Annotated in this window: 11 protein-coding genes and 1 tRNA gene; 3 read left to right on the forward strand and 9 right to left on the reverse strand. The window is 38.9% G+C overall.

The window, feature by feature from the left end:
* Positions 1-235 precede the first annotated feature (235 nt).
* Together KUL10_RS02415 and KUL10_RS02420 are read left to right on the forward strand one after the other, a co-directional pair.
* Positions 236-925 (forward strand): helix-turn-helix transcriptional regulator, encoded by a 690-nt coding sequence (locus KUL10_RS02415; RefSeq protein ID WP_110427296.1) that lies wholly within the window; start codon positions 236-238, stop codon positions 923-925.
* 262 nt (positions 926-1,187) lie between these two features.
* Complete coding sequence (locus KUL10_RS02420) at positions 1,188-1,829, forward strand: hypothetical protein (RefSeq protein WP_110427297.1); 642 nt, start codon at positions 1,188-1,190, stop codon at positions 1,827-1,829.
* A 22-nt stretch (positions 1,830-1,851) separates the two neighbouring features.
* On the opposite strand, the gene KUL10_RS02425 is transcribed toward KUL10_RS02420, so the two are convergent.
* The 5 genes from KUL10_RS02425 to KUL10_RS02445 form a co-directional block, all read right to left on the reverse strand.
* On the reverse strand, positions 1,852-2,895 hold the full coding sequence (locus KUL10_RS02425) for an alpha/beta hydrolase (protein ID WP_110427298.1): 1,044 nt from the start codon (positions 2,893-2,895) through the stop codon (positions 1,852-1,854).
* Positions 2,896-2,983: 88 nt separating this feature from the next.
* Complete coding sequence (locus tag KUL10_RS02430) at positions 2,984-4,207, reverse strand: HAMP domain-containing sensor histidine kinase (RefSeq protein WP_110427299.1); 1,224 nt, start codon at positions 4,205-4,207, stop codon at positions 2,984-2,986.
* Positions 4,194-4,889 (reverse strand): response regulator transcription factor, encoded by a 696-nt coding sequence (locus KUL10_RS02435; protein ID WP_110427300.1) that lies wholly within the window; start codon positions 4,887-4,889, stop codon positions 4,194-4,196. Before KUL10_RS02435 ends, KUL10_RS02430 begins: the two co-directional genes overlap by 14 nt.
* A 35-nt stretch (positions 4,890-4,924) precedes the next feature.
* The gene (locus KUL10_RS02440) at positions 4,925-5,353 is read right to left on the reverse strand and encodes a hypothetical protein (protein WP_110427301.1); all 429 of its coding nucleotides are present in this window, start codon (positions 5,351-5,353) and stop codon (positions 4,925-4,927) included.
* A 35-nt stretch (positions 5,354-5,388) separates the two neighbouring features.
* Positions 5,389-6,873, reverse strand: coding sequence for a S41 family peptidase (locus tag KUL10_RS02445; protein ID WP_110427302.1), 1,485 nt, complete (start codon positions 6,871-6,873; stop codon positions 5,389-5,391).
* Positions 6,874-7,046: 173 nt separating this feature from the next.
* Here KUL10_RS02445 and KUL10_RS02450 point away from each other — a divergent pair, with 173 nt between their 5' ends.
* On the forward strand, positions 7,047-8,327 hold the full coding sequence (locus KUL10_RS02450; protein WP_158525298.1) for a retropepsin-like aspartic protease: 1,281 nt from the start codon (positions 7,047-7,049) through the stop codon (positions 8,325-8,327).
* A gap of 72 nt (positions 8,328-8,399) precedes the next feature.
* On the opposite strand, the gene KUL10_RS02455 is transcribed toward KUL10_RS02450, so the two are convergent.
* The 4 genes from KUL10_RS02455 to KUL10_RS02470 form a co-directional block, all read right to left on the reverse strand.
* Positions 8,400-8,476, reverse strand: a tRNA-Met gene (locus KUL10_RS02455).
* A gap of 155 nt (positions 8,477-8,631) precedes the next feature.
* Complete coding sequence (locus tag KUL10_RS02460) at positions 8,632-8,934, reverse strand: 4a-hydroxytetrahydrobiopterin dehydratase (RefSeq protein WP_110427304.1); 303 nt, start codon at positions 8,932-8,934, stop codon at positions 8,632-8,634.
* 139 nt (positions 8,935-9,073) lie between these two features.
* On the reverse strand, positions 9,074-11,722 hold the full coding sequence (locus KUL10_RS02465; RefSeq protein ID WP_110427305.1) for a TonB-dependent siderophore receptor: 2,649 nt from the start codon (positions 11,720-11,722) through the stop codon (positions 9,074-9,076).
* 197 nt (positions 11,723-11,919) lie between these two features.
* Positions 11,920-12,360, reverse strand: a complete 441-nt coding sequence (locus KUL10_RS02470) for a MaoC family dehydratase (RefSeq protein ID WP_110427306.1) — start codon at positions 12,358-12,360, stop codon at positions 11,920-11,922.
* Positions 12,361-12,436 lie beyond the last annotated feature (76 nt).

A 12,436-nucleotide genomic window follows, 5' to 3' on the forward strand; every position in this document is an offset into this window, starting at 1 on the left:
TCACAATTCGATTATTAGTTAATCAACAAATGTAGTATTTTACCAATTAGCTCAAAAACTGCTTTAAAAACAAAATATCACTATTGCCTAACACAATTTTAATCGGTATGGTATAGGAAAGTTCGTAAAATAATAATAAACGTGTAGCCTTTTTGTCGCAGTTAAAGACGATTTTGGCACATCAAGTGACTTTTGATGGTAATACACCTCACAATTAGTATATGGAATATGCATAATGATGGTCTCTAAAACCGCTGTAATATTATCGCCCCATGTTGAGAATGGCGCTAAACTCCCTACCCAATCAATTGAACAGTTTTATTCACTTTTAGAAGCTTGTAGCTTTAATGTTCAGCTAAGAAAGTTGGACAGTGAGGATATGTCATACTTAGCGTTAAAAGCAGATATCGTTTGTATTGATATGTGTAACAATCACTCGAATGCGACCGTCGACAAAATTTTGCGAATGGAAACTAGACTTCCTTCTATTGTGCTATTAAATGCGCCAGGCAAAGGTATTTGTGAGAAAAAGGCATTGATGCAAGGAATAAAAGGCGTATTTTACACAGATGATAGAAGGGATATCATTTTAAAAGGAATAGAATCAATCACTAACGGTGAATCTTGGTTCAAACGCGCAACACTTAATGCTGTGTTGAATGATTTAATGGCAAGTAGTTTACAAACTACAAATGTTCTACCTGAAATTAATCCCAGTGCAATGGTTGATTCTGTGCTGACAAAGCGTGAATGGATGATTGTTAGTTTGGTCGCCAAAGGTGCACAGAACCAAGAAATCGCTAACCAGCTTCACATCAGCGTAAACACTGTGAAGACTCATATTTATAGTATATTTAGAAAAACTAAATGCAGAAATAGAGTTGAATTAATTACTTGGTCACAAATGGCGCGTATGTCCGCGTAAGCAAGCACGAAGCTCAAAACCGACATCGAGAAACATCCAAGCCCTTTTGTTAGAAGGGCTTTTTTATTTGTTAAACCTTGGGCTTTGTTAACTTCTATTTGTCAACTAACTCGATACATTGCACCACAAGAGCAAAAACAACTGAATTCGGAGTCTCTACCTTGAACACCAATGCTTTATGTTTTCAAGGGTTAATGTGTTACCTTATGCGGCTAACAAATACTATAGTTTCAATCATTTAATTTTTGTTAATCGGAATGGAATGAATAACCAACAACGTGCCGGAGCGATCGCTTCATTTATTTGTGCATCCAGTTTCATCATCGGTCTATGCCTTGTTTTACTCATAGTACCTGATTTTAATGATGGCCCAGATCAACGCTTCAAGGTTCTTTCACAATCCAGCTTGCTTATGCAAGTCTGGTATTTCTTGGTATACCTAGTGTTTGGCGTTAGCATGTTGATACTGAGTATTTCATTGTTGAGAACAAAGTCAAAAGAACCTTCCTCACTTGAACAAATAACAATGTTAATGAGCTATCTTTGGTCTTGTTATATATTTGCGAGCGGTCTAATTGCTATCTTATCCATTGAATTTTTATTTAGCGGGCACTTTAAGCTTGGGGATACAAGCTTAGATTTATGGCGAGATATATACTCGATTCAAATGGGCTTAGGCGAAGGCGCAGAATGGGTTGGTGCGATATGGGTTGTATTAATAAATACGTGCATATTGAAAACCCGAAAACTCCCTTCTGCTCTCGCTTATTTTGGTTATTTCATCAGCATATTTGGCTTCTTTACCTTAGTCCCTGTACTGCAACCAATTGGCGCGATTTTTGGACTATTACAGATAATCTGGTTCCTTATAGTTGGTATATTGATGTTTAGACAGAAAACTTAATTGCCACTGTATAGCTAAATTCTCAAAATAACTTATTAAACCAGCGTGCTGCGCTGTCTATTGCATCTTCACTGTACAACACCCCCATGTGATCTGTTTCATCAACTAACACTGTTTCACCCAAAACTGTATTTTGTTCAATAAAGTCTGGGTAAGCACTCGCGACAAAAACCTCATCTTCACTGCCGACTATTGTTAATAAGGGTTGTTTTATTGATGCTAGTGCCATTTCAGTGTTATCGGGACGAATAGGCTGGGCAGACATTATCGACGCATAGCTATAGGCCATCATTTGAGGAGGAAAATTAAAGTACATGATAGGTAACGAGTCCAATTGAGTTACCCCAATCGAATTCAACATTAATATGCCGATCATTCTTTTCGTATCAAAGTGGATAGGAGCATTATGGCTTTCATTGCCGCCGACTTTCTTCTGTGTCGGTCCCTCGCCAAAGTTTGGGGCAAATAGCAGATAACCATCTACATCAGGCTTATGCTCTTTTAGCGCGTATCTCATCGCTATCCCGCCTCCCATAGAGTGACCACCAATTAGAATTTTTCTATCTAGCTGACTCTGTCCTCTGGGCATATTGTAATTGCCTCGCTCATTTAAGTGTAAAATAAGGTCTTCAAGATCATCTTCATACTGCCCTTTGTATGCGACATCAAATGCAGTACCGCCTGACTCTCCATGTCCTCTTAAATCAGGAAGAAGCACTTGTGAGCCTGTTTTACTATTTAGTAACTTTGCAGTTTTCAATACCGTTTTATGAGTTGATGCAATCCCGTGTAAAAAGATTATCTGTGTATGTGAGCTTTCTCCGACCTTCTTAACAAACAAAGACTCCCCATCTCTGGTTATAAACCTAAAACCATTTTTAGTGTCAGGGCTAATAGAGCCTAGTTTACTTTCTGACGAAATATTGTGAATCGTTTCAAATGGAAGTGAATTTGGCCAAAAAACCAATGCTAAACTTAACGTAAAATAAACAAGTAGCACTGCGCCAAAAACGAACATACTTTTCAGTATCTTTTTAAACATACCAGAGAGTGACAAACCTAACATTGCTGCATCCTTTAAAATAACTTCCAGAAAATGCAGTTTATGCTTCGCTAGGTGAATAACAGGTGAAACATAGCCATTAAATATTTAGTTACTTGATAAGAAAAGCAACTTTATAGACTTGGCCATTCTTGACAATATTCACTTTCCAATTCATTTGTTCAGCGATTCGCTTGACTAAATATTGTCCGTGTCCCAAACCTCTATATGATGTTTTGTTGGAGGAAGTGACTATTGGGTTTTCGAAAACTAATTCATTGTTAACTTCTTTAATACTCATCTTCCGCCCACCTCCATGATAAAACGCATTGTTTACCAAGTTTTGTGATAACAAACCAAACAAAGCGGCATTGCAGTGTGCGGTGACTTTTGAATTGATATCTAAATCCACTTCAAATTCAATATCCGGGTACTTATGAAATAAGTTTAATACTGCTTGCTCGATAATAGGCAGCAACTTTAACGATTTAAAATTCAAATTTTCTTGACGTGCCAAAGCCAACAACACCTCGACAGTTTGTTCTAACTCATTTGTTGACTCTTGAAGAACGTTAAACTCTTCAGCATCTAAATACTGGTGCTCATGTAATGCTAAGGTATTTTTGATAATCGTAATGGGTGTTCTAAGCTCGTGGCTGACATCCCGCGTGAAGTTTTGCTCTCGCACTAACAGAGATTCAATTTTCGTATAAGAATCATCTAAAGCATTTGCTAGCATCCCTATTTCATCATGTCTGTCCAAGCCGTAAATTTTTTCAATATTGTTTGATTCCTTGATCACTAACTGAGAATGAGTTGCTTTGTTTTTCACTTGTTTGGTCAGTAATTCAATCGGTCGGGAAAGCAGTTTTGCGAGATACCAAGAGCTAAGAGCACATAAAATAAAAGCGGCCACAGAAATGCTATACAAAAAAAGTGATTTATATTGGCTCAAGTATTGATTAGCTGTAAACGAACCCACGTTCATCAATAAAACACTTTGATTTTCTTTATTTTTAAATAGTCTAAATACATAGTGCATACCATCGCTTGTTGTAAAACTTCCACTGTGTTGATTGGCCATTGCAATACGAATATCCTGAGGGACAGAGTTGATAGATTTATACAAAACTGTGTATTGAAGAAGTGATGGCTTTTCGGAATTTTCTTGCTGCAACAACCTTTCTTGTTCTTTTATAAGCATTGATTGAAATGCATTTGTTTCAGCAGTTTCAATCAGTAAGCTCGATAGTCTGATAAAGAATAGACAAATGATTAGTGACAGCAGGCCAAATGCAATCAACAGCCTTGTTTTTAGGCTTTTAAAGCGAATCATCCAAACCCTTCAATAGATACCCTATATTGCTGATAGTGTTCAATGAAAGTGCATCTGTTACCTTTTCTATTGATTTTCTGAGCGAATAAATATGGGACTTTAAAGCATTGCTTTCAGGTGGCTCATCTCCCCATAGGTGGTCTATTAGCTCAGAACGACTAACTGGGTAAGGTGAAGCGAGAAGGAGTTTATAAAGTATATTAAAGCCAACTTTAGTAACCTTTATTTGTTCGTCACCCCAAGTGACTACTAACGAGCGAGTATCTATTGAGAGTAAGCCTTTTTTAAGTCTACTATCTTCGTGAAGTTTGGGCCTTCTTGACATTGCTTCGCATCTCAATGCTAACTCTCTTAAATCAAAAGGTTTGGTGAGGTAGTCGTCAGCTCCCAAACCAAACCCTTTAACCTTGTCCTCGTAAGCATCGCGAGCGGTCAACATTAAAACTGGTACATTAGACTTTGCTTCAGACTTTACTTTTTGACAAACTTGAAGCCCGTCTATATCGGGTAAGTTAAGATCTAAAATAATAACATCAAAACTAAACGCCAGAGCAAGCTTTATTCCCTGAGTACCATTTGATGCGTAATCAACATCCCAACCATGCGATTCCAAAAACTGAATAATTTGATTAGCTATCGCTTGATTATCTTCGACTAGTAAAACCCTAATGACCTTTTTCATTGTTTTATATGACCTTAATACGCTCTCTCAAAAACCTAAAACAAATAGGATAAATCAAATGAAACTGCTGAATGGGTTTTTACTTCGCCAAAATCGCCAAAAAATGAGGCAACATCTTCTTTTCGGCGCCCCACAGTGGCACCGATTCTCCATCCAGACTCATTGCTATTAGTGAAGTAATAGTTATATGTAAGTACTGCAAAACCATTTTCGCTAGTAAGTTCTTCAGACCCGATTGCGATACCAACGCTATGCTTTTTATTGTTGCTAACGACACGGTCATAACCCAGACCATAACCAACAACTCCAGCAGCAACATAATAACGATTAACCCCATCATTATAGGCTAACTGGGCTCCCAAAATAGAGGCGTGTTGATAGCCTGTACCAACAGATACTTGCGTATTCGCGTAAGTCTGCTGAGTAAACAAAACAACTATCAATCCAATAATTCCTTTAAACATTCTAACTCTCCTTTTCCCTTTCATTTATAGCTAATTTATTGCTTAAACCAATCGATAGCTGCTTCAATACCAGCGTCATATTCTTGCTCACGCTCATCAATACTGAAAAATGAAGTGTCGATATCAACAGGGACACCCTGTCCCTCAAGCCAACTCCCATTGGCACTGTAGTAATATTCACTACTTAAACCTAAGTCAAACCCCTGTGGCAACTCCCAATTCATAATATCAGAGAATGCGCCTTGGGTTGCTTCACCAATTAACACAACGTTATCTAATTCAGACATAGACAATGCAAAGGTCTCTGCCGCCGACACCGTGCTAGCGCTAACTAAAAGTGCTATTGGCCCTGTATATCGAACTTCGCCCCTTGGCATTAAATATACTTCCACCTCTGGTGAGGTTTTTCCATGCTTTTTTGTATAGGCTAATACATTGCCATCAGTAAATCGATTCGCGATGGCGAGGCTTATAAATTCGTGCCCCCCGTTATTAGTCCTTATATCTAGGATCAATCCATCTACATTTTGCAAATCTGACAATGCTTCATCTAAAATTTGGTCTAAGCTAGCAAGTTCGTTGGTATCATTTTGCAAATCATCTGCATCTTCATTGTCAGGGTGGTAATCAATCATCTTCCCAATGTGCAAATATCCAATCCCTTCATTTACAAACCAAAACACATCTCCATCTGCTCTGAAGATCACACTGCTTGCGTCGTCAGCATAATCTAGTATTAACGTTTTTTGCAGTTCAATAGAATCAGAAATAAAGGCTTGTAGATTTTCTAGCATTGCTTCAGTGACGATTTCACCAGGGATCGGATAAGGCAAGCCCTCAGTATTTGCAAACTCCTCTATCAGGCGCTCTGTAAGAACCTGTTTATTGTTGTAAGATACAGTACCAAATTCGCTTGTAATCGATGTATGAGCGTCACGTAATGGTTTAATCATAGCGTCCATTGCTATCATCAGATCGAGATTTGTTGAGTCTTGGGTTATGCCAACTGAATATGTTTGCTTTAATCCTGTCCAATCTACATTTTGCAAATCAAAATCCATGTAATACTCTTCGAATATTTGACTAAATATAGAGAAGGTCTGCTCTGGGTTTTCCTGATAACCATCTTGGCCTTCAAGTGCAATTAGATTAGTTTCGCAAGCATTGGGTAATGCACTAGTAGAAATGAGTTCAAAGCCAGATGCCGACATTTCTCTTGGTCCATACCCTGCAAACCAATATAAACTTCCTGAGCTCTCTATACTGACATAGCGTTCTAAGTCCCTTGTTTCAACCTCATCAGCATCTTCAGTTAGAAAACAAAAATCACTAGTAAACATATAATTTTCAACAGTCCGTTCACCAATTTTAATTGCTAAGCCTTTGTCGTTAGCAAGCCATATTCCTTGATATGCTGGGTCAATGGCATCTGTTGTTATTGGACTATTGTTGTTTGAAGAACCACAAGCCCCCAAAGATAACAGCATGGCGGATATTGTAATGCGTTTTATAAATTTCACAGCGTTATTCCTATAGCTTAAATAAATAATTAGCCTTAATTTAAATATTCATGGGTCAATTCAAGGTGAAACCGATGACATTAATTTTCATGTTTTTTCTTTGCTAATTTTCACCTGAAATTCACTTTGCAAAATTTAAAGTTGCATCATAGAAATAGTTGATGAGGAAACAGATGAACAACTCCCTGAAAATAAAGGAACGATATTTAGTATCGACAATAAGAACCTTCACCATTTTTATGACGGTATTAATGACGTTGAGCGGTTGCTCAATTGTCAATAGTTTGAGAATGATGAATGCCAATAACGGTGTTATACCCAAATGGAGTGACGAAACGCCTCAAATAGTACACATTGGTACTCGCTATATTGGTGAGAAGCCTTATATAAAGCTTGTTGCTAACAACAAGCAGGAACTTTTGTTTTTAGTAGATACCGGGGCCTCGTTTAGCATGCTTTTCGACACGCCAGCGGTCAAAAACCTTAGCTTTGAAAAGGGCTTCGCACTAAGTGTGGCGGGCTGGGGTGAAGATAATGCCACCCCAGCTTATCAAACCAAATTGTCGAATCTTTCGCTAGGTAAGATTACATTTGATGATGTTAACTTAGCTTACATTGCTGTTAGCCAATCTCAATACTATCACCATCAAGATGAAGCCATTTTTGACGGTGTTATTGGACATGACTTAATGAAACACTTCGTTTGGACATTTGACAAAGCTAACAATCAAATAACCATTTCGGGTGAAAAAAAAACTGTCTACCAATCGGATATCATATTGCCCTTTAACACCTCTCTGTCCAAAATTTCGATCCCTGCAACGGTTCATTTTAATCTCGACAAAAGCACAACTAGAGACATCGTCATTGACACTGGTAGTCGTCACTATTTAAAGCTAAATACCGCTTTTCTTGATAATAACCTTGGCTCGCTTCCTACAAAAACTATTGATGCTGCTGACTTTGGCATGAGCGGTAAGGCAGAGCACAAGCGAATGACGCTCCCACAAGTAGATATTGCAGACTTATCAATTAGCAAAGTCAAAGCAAATGTTATCAAAAGTGAAGACGAGGATGATTGGTGGATCTTTGGCAGTGCTTTACTAAATCAATTTGTCACTATTATTGATTATCCTAACGAAGAGTTTGTTTTCAGGAAGTATCCCAATGCTAAGTTTAAAACTAAGTACAACTTGGCTGGATTAGACCTCAGAAAACTGCGTGACGGTCGCCTTTTTGTTAAGTACGTATTCCCTGATTTGCCTGCGGATAAAGCAAATGTTGTTGCAGGTAGTATCATTGAATCCATAAACGATGTTGATTCTGCAATGATAAGCGAAGCTGATTGGTTGAGATTAGTAGATAAACCAAGCGAGATTAATATCTGTTTTACGAATGACAAGTGTATTGAAGTCAAGACGACTGAAATTGAAGGGTATTCTGTGTTCAGATAAACGTTGTTTTGAGCTTTCGAACCAACCGCCCAAAAACAAAAAAGCTCGCTAATAATAGCGAGCTTTTGTTTGTGGTTGCGGGAGCAGGATTTGAACCTACGACCTTCGGGTTATGAGCCCGACGAGCTACCAGACTGCTCCATCCCGCGTCAATTCTGGTTTGAGTTGCTTAAGCCTCTCAAGTGGTGCGTATTATACATAGCGCTTTTAAACTAGCAAGCCTTGTTAGCTGCTTTTTTATAAAAAAGTTTTGATTGCTTACTTTACGAGCGAATTATGAATTTTTAGTACACTTTTCAATCAATTAACTTTTAAACGTTTCCATTTTTGTAGCTAATTGAAAATCTAATTCGCTAATTCCACCAACATCATGAGTAACTAAATCAACTTTCACAGTGTTATAAACGTTAAACCACTCTGGGTGATGTTTTAACTTTTCTGCCCATATTGCGATTTGAGACATCCAACCGAATGCTCGTATGAAGCTTTTAAACTTAAATTGCTTATGAAGCTTGCCATTTACGATTACCCACATGTCGTCTTTTGCTAATTTATTCAGAGTTTCTAAGTGATGCGCAATTTCTCTTTCTGTTAGTTTTTCTGTCATTTGAAAATCCTTTGGTTTTTTATCGTTATTTTAGATTTTAGTACGCGAAAAAAAAGTTCGGTTTTCTGACCGAACTTTTCTTTAATCATGCCCTTATGTTAAAGGAACTTTAATACATAAATATTAAATCATTTTTATCCTAAAACTGAACTGCTAACCGCGCATAAATTTGACGACCTCTTGGATCGTGTACTTTAGAATCGAACCCTGCATTGGTAAACACTTGTGGTGGATTCTCGTCCGTTAGGTTAATTCCACCGATTGTCAGCACATAAGATGCTTCTGTTTCTAAAACCGCACCTAAGTCAAGGTTATATTGCGCATCAAATGAGGTATAACTATCAATGGGTAAATCATTTTGATCATCGTCATAACTATCAATATAACGCACGAATACGTTTGCCGAATGACTACCAGTTTTCCAGTTGAGTCCAAGGTTGTAGCGCAGCTCTGGACTTGATACACCGATGTTATTAAAGTTTCGACTGCCCGCCCCTTCAATCATACCAGCTTGTGGGTCGACCAAATCATACGCTAAAACATACGTAGCATTGAATGATGGCGTAAAATCACCAATATCTGTTTCAATTTTATAACTTGTCACGATATCTAAACCAGAAGTCTCAAGTGAACTAGCGTTGACATACGTTGTATTAACCTGAAGCAATGGCCCGTTTAATGGATCACCTGCTCGAACAATTCGAGTTGTATCTTGAGGGTTTGCATTTAAGATCGCTTGAAAGCTTTCTTGAATAATCAAGTTAGTAAAATCGAAGTTCCAGTAGTCTAGTTCAATTGACAAGTCGTCAATTGGTTCAAGTGAAAAACCAAGGTTGTATGCAGTCGATTCTTCAGGAACCAATTCTTCGTTACCCGTTGCTCTAGCAGCAGCAAATGCAGCAGCACCCGTGAGTGGATCCACCATTTGATTCAAGCTAGTTGCACCGCCATCACGCTGAAATATCGATGGCGCTCTAAACGAAGTAGAAATAGAACCGCGTAATGAAAAGTCTTCACTTACACGATACGATACTGCAAATTTAGGGTCAATCGTATCGCCCGTGGTACCGCCGTAGTCTTCATAACGCAATGCTATTTGCACATCTAAATCATCAGTGACAGGAAGCGCAAGCTCGCCAAACAACGCGTAAACGTCTTGTTCACCATAGATATCAGGGTTACCGATTACAAAAGAAAAGCGATCTTGATTGGAAAGTTCGTCATAGTCCTGCGTCAAATCTTGATAGCGATACTGCGCGCCGACAGCAAGACCTGCAAAACCACCGTCCATCTCAAACAGTTCTGTCGATACAAAGCCTTCAACCACTTCTAGATTTGATTCTGAATCAATGGTTTGACGACCGGTAAATGAATCAATCACAGATTGACTGTTGGGCGTCACAAAGTTTGAAGAAAATGGGTTGAAGTATTCACATCCGCCTTGACCAGGTGTACCTGACACAGGGTCACAATTAAATCCACCTAAACCGTTAAGTGCATTTTGAAACTGTTGTCCCAACGTGTCTCTCACAGTAAAAATAAAATCGTTGCGCGCTTTCGTAAAGCTCAACTCCCAGAAGCCTGATTCAAGCTCTCCTGTTAACATCGTGCTAAATCTAAATGTATCTGACTCGGTGTTAGCTGGATCACCTTCTTGGCCATTACCCAACTCTCGGCCAAAGAATGAAACTGGGAAACCGAAGAAGTTATTAGGGTGATCAGCTGGCACTGTGGGTAGCGTCAATATTGGGAATGATGGAGAACCACCCCGCTCTGCTCGGTTTCTGGCATAACTTACTTCAGTAATCCACTCGATATCATCAGTCAACATCTGTGTTCCTTTGAAATAAGCATTAACGCGAGTTTCATCAGGAACAAATGAGTATGTGTTACCAAAGTCAAACCCACAGAATCCTACATCGGTGCCGCCAGGTCCAACACCAGATGGTGCAAGCAATATCGGAGCGCCACCAAAAGTAGTACAACCAGGATCTATAATAGGTGTAGGAGCCGCAGTTATGGGAGGTAATATGAAAAATGCGCCTGGCATCCCAAGCGAACTTGTATCGTCTTGAGGGCGACTTAAACGCCTGTCTGACGTAAATAAAGGCGACCGATTCGTGTAACTGACCGCTGCCATGATACTGCTATCGTCTGAAGCCGCTCCCCATAAACCTTGCACAACATATTCTTTATTGTCTCCATGGGCGCCATCTTGATAATCGACGCTAAACTGCGCACCTTCAAAGTTCTTCTTGGTAATAAAGTTAACCACACCGGCAACCGCATCGGAACCATAAAGGGCCGAGGCACCATCTTTAACAACTTCCATTCTTCCTATAGCTATCATCGGCACTAAAGAACTGGTATCGACGAAATTTACACCGCCATTGTTTGGTTGAGAGTTAACAACTTGTCTTTTGTTGTTCAAAAGCACTAGTGTCGACGCAACCCCTAAACCGCGTAAATTTATATTTGAAGTACCGGCTGTCGCATTTTGTGTAAACGCATCTGGTGTATTTTCAGCACCTGTGTTTATGGTAAGAGTTTGAGTAATGTCTCCGATATTTTTCGCACCAATAGAATCAATGGCGACACTATCAACAACAGCAAGAGGAGAAGGCGATTCGAAGTTTTCACTTCGCCTTACAAAGCTACCTGTGACTAGGATTAATTCGACTTGATTTGCCTCTTCTTCTGCTTCTTGTGCAATCGAAATGGATGGATAAGCTAACAATTGTGCAGAAACAAAAGCGGCAAGTGCTGACTTTCTAGCGGTAAATTTCATGTTGAGTCCCCAAAAGCTAACCTACTCACAAATCCCGCGTGACTAAACCAGCTATTCATTGTGTTAAATTTAATATGCTTAATTTGTATCAAGCTAAGTTGATATTAGGTCGACAATTGCAGTTTGTAAATTATTTGTTATTAATATGTGATAATAATCGATCTATATGGTCAGACCACTGGGGGTGAAAACTCAAATTATCCAATCAGTAAGGAAAGAAAAACACCCACTAACGCAGGCTTTTCTCTTCCCTTTATCAAAACTGTCGCTTTAACTTTGTGCAGCTTGCCATTAGGTTTCTGCTCGATTTCTATCAACTCGAAACGATATTTAATCGCATCATCCACCCGCACTGACTCTAAAAACCTGAGGGAATCTACTCCATAATTGAGAAGAGTCTGTCTACTTGGGTCTATCGTGATAAGTTCACCAAAACATTTGGGCATGAGAGAGGTCGTTAAAAAACCATGTGCAATCGTGGTTTTGAATGGGCTCTCATTTTTACAACGCTCTTGGTCTAAATGTATCCACTGATGATCACCTGTCGCGTCGGCAAACATCTGTATCATCTCTTGGCTGATGACCAACCACTGATCACTTTCTACAATTTGGCCTAGGGTTAAATCTGAAAATTTCATGGCGTCTTCTCTTATTAATAAAACTAATATTTTAATTCTTTTTTTATTATTTTGAATTATACTTGGACAAGTAACA

It is taken from the genome of Glaciecola sp. KUL10 (assembly GCF_003203515.1).
Classification (GTDB): Bacteria; Pseudomonadota; Gammaproteobacteria; order Enterobacterales; family Alteromonadaceae; genus Glaciecola.